The 17,362-nt window shown below is 34.4% G+C and carries 18 protein-coding genes and 2 tRNA genes; 7 read left to right on the top strand and 13 right to left on the bottom strand.

What is annotated here, in order from left to right; genetic code table 11:
- Positions 1-489: 489 nt before the first annotated feature.
- On the bottom strand, positions 490-783 hold the full coding sequence (locus QEN48_RS06105) for a DUF3243 family protein (RefSeq protein WP_280108015.1): 294 nt from the start codon (positions 781-783) through the stop codon (positions 490-492).
- A gap of 230 nt (positions 784-1,013) precedes the next feature.
- On the opposite strand from QEN48_RS06105, the gene QEN48_RS06100 reads away from it, so the two are divergent.
- The 3 genes from QEN48_RS06100 (at position 1,014) to QEN48_RS06090 (ending at position 2,983) form a co-directional block, all read left to right on the top strand.
- Positions 1,014-1,098 (top strand) — tRNA-Leu (locus QEN48_RS06100).
- A gap of 568 nt (positions 1,099-1,666) precedes the next feature.
- The gene (locus tag QEN48_RS06095) at positions 1,667-1,849 is read left to right on the top strand and encodes a hypothetical protein (protein ID WP_280108014.1); all 183 of its coding nucleotides are present in this window, start codon (positions 1,667-1,669) and stop codon (positions 1,847-1,849) included.
- Positions 1,850-1,969: 120 nt separating this feature from the next.
- Complete coding sequence (locus tag QEN48_RS06090; protein ID WP_280108013.1) at positions 1,970-2,983, top strand: TasA family protein; 1,014 nt, start codon at positions 1,970-1,972, stop codon at positions 2,981-2,983.
- 329 nt (positions 2,984-3,312) lie between these two features.
- Here the strand turns inward: QEN48_RS06090 and QEN48_RS06085 are convergent, their stop codons facing one another.
- Positions 3,313-4,362, bottom strand: coding sequence for a hypothetical protein (locus QEN48_RS06085; protein WP_280108012.1), 1,050 nt, complete (start codon positions 4,360-4,362; stop codon positions 3,313-3,315).
- Positions 4,363-4,506: 144 nt separating this feature from the next.
- On the opposite strand from QEN48_RS06085, the gene QEN48_RS06080 reads away from it, so the two are divergent.
- Together QEN48_RS06080 and QEN48_RS06075 are read left to right on the top strand one after the other, a co-directional pair.
- Positions 4,507-5,028 carry a PH domain-containing protein gene (locus tag QEN48_RS06080; RefSeq protein WP_280108011.1) on the top strand — a complete coding sequence of 174 codons (522 nt, stop codon included), beginning with the start codon at positions 4,507-4,509 and terminating at the stop codon, positions 5,026-5,028.
- Positions 5,029-5,219: 191 nt separating this feature from the next.
- The gene (locus QEN48_RS06075) at positions 5,220-5,894 is read left to right on the top strand and encodes a lysoplasmalogenase (RefSeq protein WP_280108010.1); all 675 of its coding nucleotides are present in this window, start codon (positions 5,220-5,222) and stop codon (positions 5,892-5,894) included.
- 44 nt (positions 5,895-5,938) lie between these two features.
- On the opposite strand, the gene QEN48_RS06070 is transcribed toward QEN48_RS06075, so the two are convergent.
- From QEN48_RS06070 to fdhD, 5 genes are all read right to left on the bottom strand, one after another.
- Positions 5,939-7,189, bottom strand: a complete 1,251-nt coding sequence (locus tag QEN48_RS06070) for a VWA-like domain-containing protein (RefSeq protein WP_280108009.1) — start codon at positions 7,187-7,189, stop codon at positions 5,939-5,941.
- Between the two features lie 17 nt (positions 7,190-7,206).
- Entirely contained in the window at positions 7,207-7,953 is a 747-nt protein-coding gene (locus QEN48_RS06065) for a hypothetical protein (RefSeq protein ID WP_280108008.1), read from the bottom strand.
- Between the two features lie 76 nt (positions 7,954-8,029).
- Complete coding sequence (locus QEN48_RS06060) at positions 8,030-8,764, bottom strand: ABC transporter permease (protein ID WP_280108007.1); 735 nt, start codon at positions 8,762-8,764, stop codon at positions 8,030-8,032.
- On the bottom strand, positions 8,761-9,687 hold the full coding sequence (locus QEN48_RS06055) for an ATP-binding cassette domain-containing protein (RefSeq protein ID WP_280108006.1): 927 nt from the start codon (positions 9,685-9,687) through the stop codon (positions 8,761-8,763). The genes QEN48_RS06060 and QEN48_RS06055 overlap by 4 nt, the downstream gene beginning before the upstream one ends.
- 311 nt (positions 9,688-9,998) lie before the next feature.
- Complete coding sequence (fdhD, locus tag QEN48_RS06050; protein WP_280108005.1) at positions 9,999-10,820, bottom strand: formate dehydrogenase accessory sulfurtransferase FdhD; 822 nt, start codon at positions 10,818-10,820, stop codon at positions 9,999-10,001.
- An 89-nt stretch (positions 10,821-10,909) separates the two neighbouring features.
- Between fdhD and QEN48_RS06045 the strand changes: the two genes are divergently transcribed.
- A complete protein-coding gene (locus tag QEN48_RS06045; protein ID WP_280108004.1) occupies positions 10,910-11,794 on the top strand; it encodes a CBS domain-containing protein in 885 nt (294 codons plus the stop codon).
- 54 nt (positions 11,795-11,848) lie between these two features.
- Here the strand turns inward: QEN48_RS06045 and hisE are convergent, their stop codons facing one another.
- The 4 genes from hisE to QEN48_RS06025 are packed head-to-tail and all read right to left on the bottom strand — an operon-like array spanning position 11,849 to position 14,098.
- Entirely contained in the window at positions 11,849-12,142 is a 294-nt protein-coding gene (gene hisE / locus QEN48_RS06040) for a phosphoribosyl-ATP diphosphatase (protein WP_280108003.1), read from the bottom strand.
- Positions 12,139-12,981 (bottom strand): CBS domain-containing protein, encoded by an 843-nt coding sequence (locus QEN48_RS06035; protein WP_280108002.1) that lies wholly within the window; start codon positions 12,979-12,981, stop codon positions 12,139-12,141. The genes hisE and QEN48_RS06035 overlap by 4 nt, the downstream gene beginning before the upstream one ends.
- A gap of 1 nt (position 12,982) precedes the next feature.
- The gene (locus QEN48_RS06030; RefSeq protein ID WP_280108001.1) at positions 12,983-13,396 is read right to left on the bottom strand and encodes a DUF123 domain-containing protein; all 414 of its coding nucleotides are present in this window, start codon (positions 13,394-13,396) and stop codon (positions 12,983-12,985) included.
- A gap of 54 nt (positions 13,397-13,450) precedes the next feature.
- Positions 13,451-14,098 (bottom strand): MBL fold metallo-hydrolase, encoded by a 648-nt coding sequence (locus tag QEN48_RS06025; protein WP_280108000.1) that lies wholly within the window; start codon positions 14,096-14,098, stop codon positions 13,451-13,453.
- Positions 14,099-14,306: 208 nt separating this feature from the next.
- On the opposite strand from QEN48_RS06025, the gene QEN48_RS06020 reads away from it, so the two are divergent.
- Positions 14,307-14,999 (top strand): hypothetical protein, encoded by a 693-nt coding sequence (locus tag QEN48_RS06020; RefSeq protein ID WP_280107999.1) that lies wholly within the window; start codon positions 14,307-14,309, stop codon positions 14,997-14,999.
- A 322-nt stretch (positions 15,000-15,321) separates the two neighbouring features.
- Here QEN48_RS06020 and QEN48_RS06015 read toward each other — a convergent pair.
- Positions 15,322-15,491: transfer RNA gene (locus QEN48_RS06015), tRNA-Trp, on the bottom strand.
- A gap of 601 nt (positions 15,492-16,092) precedes the next feature.
- Positions 16,093-17,346: a hypothetical protein gene (locus QEN48_RS06010; RefSeq protein WP_280107998.1), complete on the bottom strand. Its 1,254-nt coding sequence runs from the start codon at positions 17,344-17,346 to the stop codon at positions 16,093-16,095.
- Between the last annotated feature and the right edge of the window lie 16 nt (positions 17,347-17,362).

Below are 17,362 nucleotides of genomic sequence, written 5' to 3'. Positions count from 1 at the left end.
ATAATAAGCAGGTATGGAGCAGTATAAGGTGAAAAAAGGCTGTTAAATTATTACTATTTTTTATGATGTTTTTAAAAGAGGTTTTTATTTTTCTAGTGATGAAGATGTAGTTTTAAACCCGGGTTATGATATATTGGTTTTTATTGGGGAGATAGAGGTTTAGGTGTAGATATTTGTTGGTGGGGTAGTGAAAAAGAGAATACGGAGCGATTTGGTCAATGCTGGGTTCTCTGCAGTAGGTTCTGGTTAAAAGATAATGCTAATAAGAATGGTGGGACATATATTGAGAAGTGACTGGGTAGAGACATTAAGAGCTCTCTATCCAGTCTTGTAGGCGTGTATGAACTAACTATATCAAATTGGGTTACGTTGGTTAGATCAGTCGGATCAGTTATATCATCCTCAAAGAACAAGTTGGTATGAACGAATTAGAGAGAATAGTTTATCTTAAATCAGGTTTTAGGATCCTATTTTAGTTATGGGTTTTTTTCACAACCCTCTTTTATCTAGAAGTTTGAAGAAAACGGCTGTCATGGTTTTTCGTTCTTCTTCACTTGCGACGTTCCAGAGGTCTTTCATTAATTGTTCTTCTGGAGTTGAAGCACAAATGCTTTTTGAGAGGTGATCTGCTAGTCTTTTGCCTATTTTTTGGATTCTTTCTTCGGACATACCGAGTTTTTCTGCAGTTTTCATTCCTCCATGAAGTCGGTCTAGCCATGAGTCCCAATCACCTGTATAATCAAACGCATTTACACATTTTTTTTCTTCAGCTTTAATTTTCATTATATATATAGTTTATATATTAAACTATATATCTCTATCTAATTTACTTATTTCCTGTTTAGGTTATTGTTTAGATATATAGTGATTCTGGTTAATGGGAAACAAATAAAAGTAATTGACCCTAAGTATGGAAGGAAGTTTATAAACTGGAATATTAGAGTAAGGTTAGGTTTTTTGACTTCCTCTTTGAGGGTCTAAACAATATTTGAAGTCTTTTTCCTGTTTGTTTTGCGGGGGTTGCCGAGCATGGCCAAAGGCGCAGCGTTGAGGGCGCTGTCCCGTAGGGGTTCGCGAGTTCGAATCTCGCCCCCCGCACTCAATTTTCCTAGATATCTCCAAACTTGATTTGTTATGTTAAAGATGGTGTTCTAGGAACCGAGAGATATTGAAGCCATATTCTATAGCCCATAGGTGTAGTTCTTTGTCAATTCTTACGGGTGTTTTTTTCTTAGGCATTTACTTTACCTAGTTCTTAGTTGTATAGCAAATGCCATAATCCTGTCTTTTTTTACAACGTCCCTTCTAACGACCACAGTATATATCAAAAGAAACTTTCTTAATATTTACGTCTAGCCCGTTTAGGAAGTTTATAACCCTAATATCTAAGAAAAATAGTTAATTATTTAAAAATATCTTGTACTTAGAAAATCTAGGCATCAGTAAGGATTTTTACTTTAATTTTTATATATTGATTCAAAAACTGTTTTCTCAAGAACTTTAGAGAGGTTTAGTTTTTCTGGTAGAATGTAAACCGCTTATCTATTGGTTTTAGGTGATGGTTGAAAATTATTGTTTATTTCTATAGAGTTAGATATGCCTAGACATGCCTAACATCTGTTTGGAGTGAAGGTCTAAAACCTGTATCTTTTAAGTTGGGTTTCTGGTGTCTTTAGAATCTTTAAAGGAAGAAAAAATAAACCATCAACACCAAAATAGAGTTCATTTCCATACAACGTCAATCCATACATTCGCGATAGGACATATGAACGGTCAAACAAAAAAACTACTTCATTCAGGTTATTACAGAACAGTCGTTTATAAAAACATCTCTAAAACACATAACTAAAAAACACCACAAATAAGTGTTTTACAAAAATAACTCTCAATAAAGGCTTTAATAAACATAAAAAACCTACATACCCCATTATATACACTAAATCAATATCTCTATGCAAGGTGAAAATAGATGATATCTAAAAAGGCTTTGTTCAGCGTATTGCTGATCGGCCTAATAGGAGTTGCTGCAGGTGCAGGAACATTCGCATATTTCAGTGACACTGAACAAGCGGATGGAATGTTCCAAGCAGGAACCATAGACATAGCAATAAACGACCAAAACCCATGGATGGAATCATTCGAAATGATAGACATGAAGCCATGTAAAACAACCGAAGAAGCTAACGTAGAACTAACCAACGTTGGAACAAACCCAGCACTAATATACAAACATATAGACGTAACCGACTACAACACAGGACTAGAACGTTTTGAATGTCCAGTAACTAATGAAATGTTCTCATCAGAACCAGAATGGACAATAGAAGCAAACCCACAATTCGATGAAGAAGGAAACGTAACCAATGTAGATATAAACCGAATAGACGACATACACAACCAAACAGAATACACATTGACAATCGATGGTCAACAGATACCGCTCTGTCTATTTGATATAGAGACAGTAGGCGATGTAGACTGCAACTGGATGTTCCTCGGAGTCCTCGAACCTGGAGACAGCATGATGGTTAACCAAACATACAAACTCTCAGCAGACGCAGGAAACGAATACCAAGGAGACCAATTCAACTTCACAATGACATTCAAAGCACTACAAACAAACGATGAAACAACATTAGAAGACCACGTAGTAGTAGACTTAACAGAACCTGAAGTCCCTTTAAAGCTATATGATACAGATAAGGAAACCGAGCTTGAAGTTGGAGATATAGTTGACGTTGATGAATTTTGGGACAGGATGTGGTTACATAACGTAGGGTTTGAACCAATCAAAGTGAATGTATACGCAAATGGATGGTCATCTACTTGGGATAATCTTGAACCATGTAAACCTGTTGGATGGGCACTTGGTGATGATCAAGGTGTATGGGAACTTATACTGGTTGAAGAAATTATAAGCAATGGAAATGGAGAGTGGCAAGTTACTTTAACGCCTGTCGATGATAATGGTCAGCCTGTATAATGGTGGTTGACAACGTAAGGTATTTCTTTGAAAGAGAGTAGATATTGAGGGTTTTGGGTTTAGGAGCTTTATAGTTCTTGAGCTTAACTCTCTATCTTTTTTATTTTTTTTTGTTTTGTGGTTGTAGTTTTGTGTTTTGTGCTTAGTTTAATTATTTTGTGATGTTGAGTTTTAAATCTATTTTTTATTGTTTTTTTATGAGTTTTGGATTTTTGTAGTTTAGTTATTGGGTAGGGTGTTACTTTTTTTGATATTCTTTAGATTGATTGGTTTTTTGGGAAATTTAATTTTTATGTGGATTTTTTTGGTTTATTGGTGTGTTTTTGGTTTTAGAATAGGATAATTAATAGTATTGGTGTTAGTATGAGTAGGAAAATGAATATGGCTAGATATCTGTCTTCTAGCATTATGTGGTCGAAGATATATTGTATTGCTTTGTAGGTTTGGTTGTAGAATACCAATGCAACTATGGTTACGATTAGGACGCTTATTGTTAGTGTGAGTACTGCTTGCATTCCTAGTGGGGAATTCATTACTGCGGCTGCTATTACTGAACTGATCATTGTTGTTAGGTTTGCCCCCATTAAGTAGGGTATGAGTTCTTTTCTTTTGAAGTATCCTCTGTTGTATAGTGGGACAATTATTCCTACTGATAGTGCTACGCTTGTTGTTAAAAGGGTGATTAAGCTTCCGAATCCAAATGAGACCCATATGTTTGATAACTGGAATCTTAGATAATTAGATCTAAATTTGTCTGCGCTAATTCCTTTGAACGCTTTGTCAAAAATCCTTAAGCTAAATAGTATCAATAAAATTGCTGTTATAAATAGGATGGTATGGGTTAAGTATCGTGAGAGAATGTCGATAAAGGGTTTGAATAATAGATCTAAGCTGTATGTTAGTATTTCTGGTGGAGGTATTGCTAGGAAATTTAGGTCTAAATAGGTTATGGCTAGGTATCCAAGTATTATAGCAGGTGTATAAACGATATAGGTTGCAATGAATTGAAGTATGCCAACAGAGGATGAGTCTAAAAGGTCATCATTTTTTCCTTGGATGTACTCTAGGATTCCAATAAAAATAACTATGAATGCGGCTCCTAACCTTGAACCACTGACCATCATGTAGGTATTGATTAGGTCTATTAATCCTGATTCAAAAAAGGCTATTCCGATGGCTGCTGCTGTGGCTCCGTTTAAGAGAATATATGCCAATCCCCATGCAGCGCCTAAAGAAGAGAGGTCTCCAGTTATTAAGACTTCGACTAATGGTTTAATGGTCTCAGCTATTATTTGGGTTGATTCTCCCAATAGTTGGAGACCGAAAATGAAAATTAGTATTGCAGTTGATGCATAAACGAGACGGTAGATACTGCGCATTGATATTTATATATTGTTGGAAGTTCATAAATAATTTAATGAAGGAATATGCTAAGTTTAAAGGTAGAAGACATTATACCATTAAATGGTTAAAGTGTTCAGTGTAACGATGAAAAGTACATTTGAAGATTTGGGGCGGTATTAATGGTTTGTTTTGAAAAAGAGCCTACTAAGGATGAAGAAGAGGAGTTTGAAAAAATTGAGAAAGTTGGTGGTCCGCGAGTCAATGAGTATTCTGGTTTAAGTGAGAAGCTTGGTCCACACGAAAAAATCCAGATGATGTCAACCTTTAAAATAAAGGATAAAGACAAATCAATAATAGCTTTAACTAACAAAAGATTGATAGTATACAATTCTGAAAAAACCAAGTTGCTTGGAAAAAGAAGGCGATTCGAAGACATTAGGCTTGAGGATATCCTTGACATACAAGTGGAAGAAAGGAAAGGTTTCGACATAATGCGGATAACAACTAAAGAACAGAAGATGAAAATGATTACAACTGAGGGTAGGGGTGTTAAGATATCTGGGCATATACGTGATCTACAGGACAAAATTCAGCAGGATCCGGTCGAACAACTAGAAAGAATTGGAGCTGAAAGGGAGAAAGGTAATATTTCAGATGAGGAATATGAAGAAAAGAAAAAAGAATTGATGGATAGGATTTGAAAAAACTAATATGTCCTTTTACTTAAGTGGAAGTTGGATGTCTTGATTAATTTTACTTTGTTCGTTTGATTGGTAGGTTATTTAGATAAATGAAATAAACGATTAGATGTTTAACTTAATGGGGCTTGTTTGTTGTTTTTTTGTTTTTACGTAGTTTTTATTTTACTTGATTAGAAATTTATATAATTGGAATGTTGTTTGGTTTTTTATTGGTTTATTTGGGTTTGGTATTTTGTTTATTTTTTGTAGAATTTGGTATTGTGTTGTTAGGTGATAGTGTTGTTTTTTTACGTTGGTTGTTGAAGCCTTTTTTAATGATATCTTTAATTGGTTTTTTTATTGTTTTTGTTGATTTGAGGGTTGTTGACTTTCTTGTTGTTTTGGCGTTATTTTTGTCTTTATTTGGAGATGTTTTTTTGATGTTTAGTGGTGATAGGTGTTTTTTGTTTGGATTGTTTTCTTTTTTTATGGCTCATTTGTTTTATATTGTTTTTTTCGTTGTTTCAAGTGGTGCGAGTTTGTTTGCGGTTTCTGCTTTAAGGTATATATTGTTTTTACCACCATTGTTTGTGGTTTTTTTGTTCCTTTATAGGTTTAGAGGTCGTTTGAGTGAAGAAGGTGTTTATGTGTTTATTTATGCGTTTATTTTAGTTTTAATGGTTTTTGTTAGTGCTTTACGTTTGCCTTCTGAGCCTTTATTTAATATATCGGTTTTATTAACGTATTTTGGGGGTTTTTTGTTTTTGGTTTCTGATTTATTGATTGCTTGGAGTAGGTATTTATTTTCTATGTTTTTAGAGCCATTTATTATTTTGTTGTACGGTTTAGCTCAGTTATTTATAGTTATTGGTTTGGTTTTGGCTTGAATTCTTAGATTTTAGGGTTTTTTGAAGGTTTTAGGTATATTTTTTTAGTTGTTTTTGGTTTGTATCCAGATTTTTTTTCCAAAGTTTATTCTGTCGGTGGTTCCTTGTTCTGATATTGCCCAGATAACGTCGTATCTTGGTTTTTTTATTTTTTCATTACATTTTCCGTCTGTTAGGTAGATTAGGGCTTGGATTTGTTTTCCTTTTAGTTTTTTGAGTACTGGTGAGTATTTGGTTCCTCCTCCGCCTTTGAGGTTTTTGGCGAAGTCTTTGATTGTTTTATTTATGTTGGTTGTTTCTTGGGAGTTTATTTCCATGTAGTTTTGTATTTCTGCGTCACATGCGATTAGGATTATGCGGTAGTTGTCAGTATATCCTATTATTTCTTTCATTTCTGATAGAAATGTTTCTAGTTCTTTCTGGCTTATACTTCCGCTTGTATCTATTGCGACTGCTATTTCAAGTTTTTCATTTCTAGCGGATGGATAGTATATGTTGTATTGTAAGAGTCTTCTGTTTGGTTTCATCCAGTTATAGTCGTCTCTTGCGTGTTGTATAACGTATCTTCTTAATTGGTTTCTCCAATTCACTTTAGGTTTAGTTAGTTTTTTAACAGTTCTTTCAACTGAATTTGGTAGTTGTCCATCTTTTTTTGCATGATTAACAGCTTCTGTCATTCTGCGTTTCCATTCTTCTTGTATGTTTTTTTGTTGTTTTTTAGAGGCTTTTTCCCATTTTTCATGGCTATCTATTGTGTTTTCAAGGCTTGCTCCTTTGTATTGATTGATTTTTTCTTTTACCCTATCTTCTTCTTTTTCTTTTGGTGTTTTTTTATCGTTATCTGTTGCATTTTGTTTTTGTTTTTCTTTTGGTCTTGTATCTTGTTTTTCTTTTATCTCTTTTTTTAGTTCTATGTATATCTCTTCTGCACTTTTATCTCTGAAACTTGCTTTTAGTTCAATTTTATTTGGGATGGTGAATCCACTGGCATTTAGTAGGTGGTTTACTGCTTGATCGGTAGATGCGTTCCATATTACTTCGTTTCTATTGCCTCTTCTCCATATATGGCCTAAGGCGGTGTGCATTATTACGTGAGCTATAGATGTCATGAGTTCATCGGTATTGTATTTCTCAGTTATTTTGGGGTTGAAAACTAATGTTTCGCCTTTTGTTGTTATAGGGCCTTTTATATCTGTGTTTTCTTCAAACTGGAAGTAGTTTGCAAGGTGTCCGAAAAAAGGGTTGTTTAGGAGTAGTTGGACTCTTGCTTTCTCCAATCGTTCTTTTTGGTTCATTTTTATTAATCCATTTTTTATATGTTTTCGAGGTCGTTGTAAGCTTTTTTTATTGATTTGTATTGTTTTTGAAATTCATTTATCAGTTGTTCTTTGGTTTGGAGTTTTTTTGAGTGATAGGTTTTTGGTTCAAATTTGTTTTTTTCTGCGTCTCCGACATCGAGTTTTTTAGAGTTGGCTCCGATTTTACAGAAGGGCCGGCCATATCGGGAAAAAACAACTGCTTTATATCGATTTGTTGTTCTTTTTATTCTAGGGGTTGTTTTTCTTCCTCGTTTGGATATACTTACTTCTACATCATCTCCAAGATCTAGTATTTTTTTTATACAGATTTTAGCTCCCTCTTTAAGGGCTCCATCTGGTAGTCCGAGAATAGAAAGTATTGCAGAAGGGTTTTCTAGTTCTACTGGTTTTTTCCTTTGTGAACTATAGAAATCGATCATTTCTTCTAGTTGTCTTTTTGTTTTTTTGGTTAGTTCTTGGTATTCTTTGTATTTCGCTCCAACTGCAAGTTTTAGGTAGACTTCTCTTTGTTCTGTATCTTCTGGTATTTCTCCGGTCTGTTCATTAATTTCATTATATAGTTCTATCAGGCCAACTCCTTTGGGGAAGTATTTATCAGCCTCTTGTTGTTGTGGAAAGGGTTGGTCCAATAGTTTTATTAGGTTTTTTATGTAGTTTGAGAAGTCGGGTTCGTCTTTTAGTTGGTAATATCTATCCCGCATACAAGCCCATAATGTATTTCTCATTGTTATGGATTTCATTCCAAATAACTATGTATATTTAATGGTATTATTTTTTATTTCTTTGTTTGCCTTGATGTTTATTTATCATTGTTTTTTAGATTCTTTTTGGGATCGTTTTTTTATGTGTTTTTATTGCTATTATTGTAAATATGATTGCAAGTATCCATATCAATATTAGTTCTGGGATAGCGCTGGAGCCTGTTAATACGTTTTTTATTGTTTCCACAAAGTATGTTAATGGGGAAAGGTAGGCTATTGCAAGTCCTGCTGTTGGTAGTTCTTCTATTGGTATGAATATCCCGCTGACGAATATTATGGGGAATTTTATTAATGTAGCCACCATCATCACGTCAGATGTCTTGTCTGTTGGATAAGCACTCATTAACGAGCCTATAGCAGAGTAGCAAAAAGCTGATGGAATTAAAGCAAGAAATAGAACTATTGGGTTATAGATCACGATATCCATAAATATTGCTATAAATATGATTGCTGCACCGGTTATCAATATTCCTAGGATAGAGGAAGATATGATATCTGCCAGAATTATGCTTCTTACTGTTATTGGCATTGTTAATAGTCGTTCCAATGTTTTTTCTCGGGTTTCCCAAGGCGTTATCACTGGGCTAACTGATGTAGCAGTAAACCATAGAGTCATTCCTATTATTCCACTTGCAAAGAAAACAGTTGTCATATCTCTTCCTAAACTGAAAGCCAGGAAGAAGAACATTGGTACTAATATTCCAAAAATAACTACGGGGCCCTTGCAATAATAAATACGGAGATTTTTATTTATTAATGGAGTCGTTTTTTTGAAAATATCAAAATTCATTGGCTTCCTCCTTCCGTGAATTTCTGGAAAACATCTTCTAAACTAGGGCCTTTGGTGTCTAGAGAAACAATTTCAATTTCTTTTTGCTCGGTTAACTCGATTACTTCTCTTATCAAACCATCAATGTTGTTAGAGTAAACCCTATATTTATCACCGACTTTAGTAACCTTTAAGGCATTTTGAGATTGAGTAAGGAGATTTTTATCTAGTTTACTACTAAAAGAAACTATAATTGATTTTGTTTCTTCAATTTTGTTTTTAAGTATTTCAGGCCGTTCAACAACAATCAGGTTATTATTGATTATAGCGACTCTGTCACATAGTTGATCGGCCTCTAAGATATTGTGGGTGGTTAAAAAAACAGTGACACCTTTGTCATTAATCTCTTTAATTTTATTATGGATAAATCGTTTACTTTTTACATCCAATCCAGATGTGGGTTCATCTAGAAAAAGAATGGTTGGGTTATTTATTAACGACATCGCTAGAATCAATCTACGTTTTAGGCCTTTACTATAGTTTTTAAATAAAGCATCTGAATGTTCGGTTAACCCAAACTCTTTTATTAATTTTTTTGATCTATCAATACATTCTTTTTTGGACAGGCCATAAAGCTGGCCTGTTAAAACAAGATTTTGGAAACCTGATAATTCAGAATATGCATTAGAGATTTCAGGTGCGACCCCTATTTTTTCTTTCATTTTTATTTTATTTTTAGAGACATCAACTCCATTAAACTCCACCTCACCATCATCTGGAGCTAAAACGCCAGTTAGGATACGGATAGTTGTAGTTTTACCAGCTCCATTTGGTCCTAAGAAACCAAAAACCTCGTTAGTCTTTATATCAAAAGAAACATTGTCAACTGCTTTAATTCCATTGAATTTTTTAACCAAATTTTTAACTTTTATAACGCTATTCATGAACCCACCTAAGAGAACAATAAACTAAAAACCTTTAAACGCTAAAAGAAAGAAGGAATATAGAAAATCTTTAATCAAATACCTCTTTAACTAAATATTAAACAAGGTTTGGTATATATTCAATGGGTTCATGTCAGCTTTGGTATGTGTCTTTTTTATGTTTAAAGCTGGGTTCAAGAGTGTTAAGTACAGGTGGATATATTGATCTAAAATACTGTATTTTGATAGAGAGAGGATTTTTAGTAGTAAATTTATTTTTTAAGAGGTGGAATAGGTTTTTGTGTTTTTTTTGTAGACTTTTTTGGTCTTTTTTATTTGATTTGGTTTGGGTTTGTGTATATTTCTGTTTTTTTGGGTTTGCTTAGTTTTCCTAGTATTGTGAGGTTGGTTTTTTCTCCGATTTCTATTGCTAGGGTGGTTAGTGATCTATGTGATCCTGCTATTGGTATTCCGGCTTTTGCGCATTTTAGGGCCATGTCTGATGACATTCTGCCTGTTGATACTATATAACAGTTTTTTAGGTTGATTTTTTGTTTTATTGCTGCACCGACTATTTTGTCTATTGTGTTGTGTCGTCCTATGTCTTTGATGATTTTTTGGAAGTTTTGTGTTTGGGATTTTATTCCACTGCTGTGTAGTCCGCTGCTTTTTCCTGTTTCCAGTACTTCTATCATGAATTGGTTTATTTGTTTTAGGTTGAATTTTTTTGTGTTTTTGATTTTTGGTAGGTTTTCTTCGTCTAGGTAGTTTGTTCCTCCGCCACACCCACTTACGATTAGTCCTTGGCTTGGTTGTTGTTTGTATCCTTTTAGTATTGCGTTTATTTCATTTCCTTCAATGTCTATTGATTCTATTTCTTTTGGTTTGGATACTAGGCCTTCGCATATTAGGTGTCCTATTGTGAATTCTTTTTTCATTTCTGGAGTGATCATGAATGTTTTGAAGTGTTTACCATTTATGAATAGTGAGGTTGGTTCTTCTATTGGTATTTTCTTTTTTTGTTTTTTTCCGGCTATTATGACGTCTTTTTCTTTATACATTTTTTGTTCTCCAGTTTTTGTTTGGGTTTTTTGTGTTTTGTTGTATAGTTTTAGTGTCAAAAACCTTAATAATAATTGATTACTAATAGTCATTAGGAATTCTGGTATGGGTTGTTTGGAGACTTAAAAAAAGGGTTTTTTGAGTTCAAACCTGTTTTATACCAGTTTTGGATGTGATTATTATGGAATTAACTCCGACTCAATGTGAAATTCTAAATGCCTTGATAAATCTATATCAAAAGGAAAAGTCTGCTGTGAAAGGGGAGAAGGTTGCTTCTGCTATTAATAGGAATCCAGGTACTATTAGAAACCAAATGCAGTCTCTTAAGGCATTGGAGTTAATTGAGGGTGTTCCTGGCCCTAAAGGTGGGTATAAACCTACTTCTGGGGCTTATAAAGCTCTTGATTATGAGAGTTTTGACGAAGGTGAGCCTGTACAGATTTTTCTTGGTGGAGATAAGATTGAGGGAGCCACAGCAACTGAGATTGATTTAACCACGTTACCACAACCTGATCAATGTAAGGCTACAATACGTATTCTTGGAGATATTAAGTCTTTTGAGGGTGGTGAAGAGATTCAGATTGGGCCTACTCCAGTTAATAAGATGTTGATTCGTGGTGAGGTCGCTGGCAGGGATGATTTAGATAATAAACTTATAATTAAGATTAAAGAGATACATTCCATCCCACGTATACCTGTTAGGGAGATTTCTTCAAATAACTTAATTACTTTAGATTTTGATGAATCGGTTCAGAAAGCAACTGCAAAGATGTATGAAAATAATATTAAAGGCGCTCCAGTAACTAAAGGCTCTGAGATAGTTGGAATGGTTACTTTAACCGATATAGCAAAAGCTTTTGGTGAAGGAAGAGTTGAAGTTAAGGTAAATGAAGTTATGACCAAGGATATTATATCTATTTCAGGAGAAAGCTTTTTGGATGACGCTATGGTTAAGCTGGATGAACACGATATCAGTCGTCTTTTGGTAGTAGAAGACGATGAACCTACAGGTATAATAACAATGAGAGATATCTTAAGGAGATTGGTTCCCTTTAACTTCTCTTAAACTCTATAGACAAAAAGAAGGAATTGAGTTTTTAAGACATTGTCTAGAGATACTTTATCTTCTTCTTTTTTCTAGTTCTTTTAATACTTCATTGAAGTCGATGTTTTGGGATTGGCATAGTAATATGGTGTGGAATATTAGGTCTGCGGCTTCATGTATAAATTCTTGTTTCCCGTTTTTTTGGTTGATGTTTTTTGTTGATATTATTAATTCAGTTGATTCTTCTCCAATTTTTTCAAGTATCTTGTCTTCGTTTTTTAGAAGTTGGTTTACGTAGGAGTCTTTTTTCGGGTTTTTTTTACGGTCCTCAATTACGTTTTTTATTTCTTGTAGGATTTCTAGATTCATTTTAGATCGTTGTTTTTATTTTTTTTCTCGCCATACATCTTTGTGAGTTTTACTAAGGGGTGTGGTGGGTAGTCGATTATTTCTATTTGGCTTAATGTTTTTATTCCACTACTTGTAGGTATTTTTTCCAGACCGATTTCTTTGTCAGTGTCTATTTTTAGTTTATGTGCTTCTATTTCTTTTATTCCAAGTTTTTTTGATGCTACTGCTCGATGATGACCATCTACTAGTATTGTTTTTCTTGGTTTCTCAACCACTATTATTGGTTCTGCCAGTCCTTTTCTCATTTCGTACATCCTGCCTTTCAGTTCATCGTTGTGTATCATTCGTTGTGTTGGTATTAATTCATCGATTTCTACGTATCCTTTCGTTATTTTGACATCTAATCCATGTATGTCTTCAAGTGTTTTTTTGAGGTTGTATATCTTGTCTGAATCTGCTCTCTCTATCTGTGATCTTATTACATCTGTATTTGAAATGATTCCAATCATTCTGCCTGTTTCACGGACTACTGGTAGTTTTGAGACTCCCTCTCTGAACATTAGTCTTGCGGCATCTTCAACGTCCATTTCTTTGTAAGCTAGCGTCACATCTTCTGACATTAGTTTGTATGCTGGCTCGGTTTTTTCTTTCAGGAGGAGGTGTTTTGCACAGATATATCCTTTTACCTCTCCTCTTTCAACTACTGGAAATCCATCGTGTCCGGTTTGATTAATCATTTCAACTATTTCATTAACTGTGTCTTCGGGTTCAACGATTACAACATCGGTTGTCATGTAATCCTTTACTTTGTTTTTTTCTTTTTTCCGTTTACTTACTTCCTCAATTTTTTTATTCATGCTATATCTCATCATCCAGTAATTTGATTTTTGGTTGAAGGCTATTATTTATGTATGCTTTTTTTATTTTATTTAATCCATTATGGAGTTTTTTAATTCTGAATAAATGGCTTTCGCATTTACAGTCGCTACATCCAAAATCTATGGTTTTATCGTTCTGGTTTAGTTCTCTAGCTATATCGCATTCAACCTCTCGATTTGTATGCGAATAAACATACCCTATTAACTCTGCCTCCTTAAGTAGGTAATCAATATGCCATCGCTCCACATCTCTTTTACCTAAACCAACTTCTATATGTCTTTTTATTCTTTTAAGACCTCCAGGACCTAACGCTGAGCCAACATAAATGTATATGCCATTAAATTTTTTCTCTCCAAGTGCTCCTACCTTAATTTCTTTGTCCTCAACTCTCAATATTAAATTGTAAACTCCCTTTTTGTCTAGTTCATTGGTTCTCATCTTAATGTTTTAGATATAAGCTGTTTTTAAGTATTTAATCGCCTTTTCAATTGCTTCTGGTTTTCCAGGTCCGCCATGTCCAGTGTAAATCTTTTTTATATCTAGTTTCTGTATTTTTTCCAATGACTGGATTAATTGTTTTGTGTTCCCTGTTTTTAGGTCTGAACGTCCAGGCCGTCCATTTGAAAATACTGTGTCTCCAGTGAACAACTCTTTAGTTTCCGTGTCATATAGACATATACTATCATCTGTATGGCCAGGTGTGTGTATAACTTTTAACCCACTAATTACGTCATCTTCATTTAACGATATATCCGGTTCAAATGAATCGAGTTTTGTTCCGAACAAAGATGATGCAGTTTTTAAACCATCACCCTCACTTAAAGAACTATATCCATTTCTATGAATAGCTATTTTAGCATCAGTTAACTCTCGAAGTTTTTTTGCCCCCCCTGAATGATCATAATGACAGTGAGTCAATATAATATAATTTATTTCATCCTCCAACCCCATTTCCATAAGCAAGTTATAAATTAGATCGCCATCCATGCCAGTGTCGATTAAAGTGTCAGGTTTTTTAATATATATGTCAGAGGAAGGAGTTTCTTCACCAATTCTATTTGAAACATCATTTAAAAAAACAGTTTCATTATTCAAAAAACCACCAAATACAAATTAATCCTCTGAGTGTTTTATTTTTACTCGAACATACACTAAAAAAAGATAGTAATACTCTATAACAAATTCTGACCTAAAAACAATAGATATCTAAAATTCTGATAAAGTTGGACTAAAGATCGATTGGTTAATTTTTTGGGTAGATTATATCACTTATTTTTTCCAATTAATAATGTGGTGTTGTAGGTTGTCTCTAGATTTTAGTTTGGATGAAATTTATAGTGAGATTGATATAGAAATCGATGTTGATGAAGTAGTTATGGGTCCACCATTTACGAAATGGGCGCAGAACGATGAAACCAGAGAGAAGGTTCGAGAAATAATTTACGACAATAAGGACAAGGTTCTCTCATATACAAAACCTCGTTCCACTCAAAAAATAATTTTAAAGAAAAATAGTGGTATTGAAAACTACTCCCCACCAACTGGCCTATTAGACTCTGAATACCTTGCTGTTGGAGCAGTTACTATTGGTAAAGAGATATATCAAAACCCTATTCGGTTAGACGTAGATTCAGGCAAAGAAAGAATGAGTTTAGAACTGCTTGTATGCGATGCTTTGGAAAACATAGCTTTAGACAATGCACTTCGCAAAGTAGCGTTGGAGATTAAAGAAAAAGCTAATAAAAATAGTTTTAATACCACACGTGTCGTCCCACCTGGAAGTGGCAGAATAAATTGGGGAATTGAAAACCAAGAATTTATATTCAATAATATTAACGCAGATAAAATCGGTGTTGAATTAAAAGAAACAAACGCTATATCACCACAAAAATCACTTTCATTCGTCCTTGGAATTGGCAAAGAAATAATCGATATAGAAAACATCTTCTCATGTAAAGGCTGTCCTAGAACTGAATGTCCATATCGCCGAGAATAAAACCTACCCACTACGATAACCAAATCTTCTAGATAGACTATAATAAAAACCAATTAAACCTGTTAGCTGTTTTAACAGAGAGTGAGAGTTTGAGAGAGCAGTATAGGCCTCTCCTCTTTAGAAAGAGGAGGATATCACGTTAAACCTTTCAACATTAATTGTGAAGAAAAATTGATTAAAAAAATTGTGATAATTGAACTCATCATTTGGTTTTAATCTATAAGATATAATTGATCAGTTGAGTTTTTTTATCTAAAAAAAGTTTTTTAGTTTTTTATTATAAGGTTAAGAGATGGGAGAGGTATGTGGTCTCTCCCAAGTATGGGGCCGAAGGGATTTGAACCCTCGACTTACGGGTCTCTTCAGGCACAGGTCAGTGCTCCAACGGATCGTCATTACCCACCTCGTCAGGTAGGGGTTCGGTCGACCCGTTGTTCATCATACCAAAATCCCGCTGGAGCCCGTCGCCTTTCCTGACTAGGCCACGGCCCCTCGGCATATACCCTTATTTCTACAGTAAGTGAAGTGACCTTTCCCTAAAGAGGAGAGGCTTCCATGCGACCTTATCCCAGCAGGGAGTTTGCTATAACATCAGGCTTGTCTCATACACCTAATCAACATGGAAACTTAACTTTGAGAGAAGTTTGGATTAAGGCAAACGCCTGTATATTAACTCGTTGTGGTTCCCTTATTCATCTCTGGTAGCTCCACACTACCACTAGACCCTTTCTCAGAACACAAATGTTCTGGATTGGGCTTACCTAACATCTTTTCGATGTCGGTCTCAAGGTATGTATCCCTTGAAACACTATGGGATTGCTTTTTGTTTAAAAGGCAGACTCCCAACCAACTGCCAAACAAATATTTAATTTCAGACTACTTAACTTTCACTATCGGGCTGCAGTCCCCTCCGTGAACGAAGAGGGTCTTAGCCCTGCTTTAGGATAAATATTTTCGGCGATAGATTTATGAAACTATAGAGATAGTCGTCTAGGGGTTTGTTTTTTGGAATGTTTTTGGATTTCTGGTTTTACTGGGTTTTTTTTATCTTGCTTTAGGCTTTAAATCTTTCTTCTTTAGGGAGAGGAGTAGGTTATAGGAACATTACGCCGTCATCGATTGTTCCGGATATTACTTTTCCGTCTGATGCGTCTACTGTGAACTGGCCTTTTTGTGTTTTTACGTTCCAGATTGGTCTGTATATTAGGGTTTTTTCTTGTATTTGTATGTTGAATTGGTCTTTTTCATCGAAGTCGCTGTGGAATTTTTTTGCTGTGGAGTATCGGATTCCTCCGTATCTTGCCCTTTTTACCATTTCTTTTTTTATGTGGTCGATTGCTAGTTTTTCTGCTTGATTGGGTGTTAAGTTTGGTTTGAATTTTTTTTCTTCTTCTTTTTGTATTGGTCTTTTTCCTACTTTGTTTTCTCTTGGTAGGTTTGCCATTTCTCCGGTGTCTCCGTCGACGTATATTGTTTTTTCTTGACTTGTTTCGATTTCGTCTAGGTATTCTGAGTTTTCAACTGTGTATTTGAATCTATAGTATGGCTCTAGTGTTATTGAGGCTTTTATTGGTTTGACCATCCCAGATTTTTTTAAAGCTTCTTTTTTGTTCACTCTCATGTCTAGACAGTATTTCGTTATTTCTTTTTTTTCTTGTTTTTCTGGTTCTTCTGTTTTGGATGGTTCTTTTTCATGTTTCTTGGTTTGTTTTGGTTTTTTGGTTGTGTTTTTGGTATTATTTTGTTTTTCTTGTTTTTCTGGTTCTTGTTTTTCTGGTTCTTGTTTTTCTGGTTCTTCTGTTTTGGATGGTTTTTTTGGTTTGTTTTGGTTTTTTGGTTGTGTTTTTGGTTTTGTTCCGTTGTCGGTTGTTTTTTGTGTTTTTGGTTTGTTTTGGTTTTTTTGGGGGTTGCGTGTTGACTCTAGTATGTCTAGTATGCTTGATTTTTCTTGGTTGTTTTTTTCTATTTCTTTTGTGTCTATTTTTTGTGCGATCTCTATGTTTTCGGGGGTTTTTAGGTCTAGTTTTTCATTGAAATCGAGTTCTGTTAGTACGGCTTTACCTATTTCTGTTTGGAGTTTTTTTCTGTCCCATAGTGTTATTTTATTTAGTTTTGATAGTTCTAGTGCTCCTTCTGTGAATCCGTTCATTGAGATTACGATTGGTTTGTTTTTTGTTTGTTTTTGTATTTTGTTTAGTTCTTGGTAGTCTATGATGTCTTCTGAGATGATTATGTCGTTTTTACCGTTTTGTTGGAAGGTTATTTTTTCTTCTGTTTTTGTGTGTTTGATTCCGTGTATTTCGAGTATGTCGGATAATATTTCGAGTATTGGTTTTTTTCCACCCATTTTCGGTCTCCCTTTT

Source organism: Methanonatronarchaeum sp. AMET-Sl, from assembly GCF_029854155.1.
Classification (GTDB): domain Archaea; phylum Halobacteriota; class Methanonatronarchaeia; order Methanonatronarchaeales; family Methanonatronarchaeaceae; genus Methanonatronarchaeum.
This window is presented reverse-complemented; position numbering and strand designations above follow the sequence as displayed.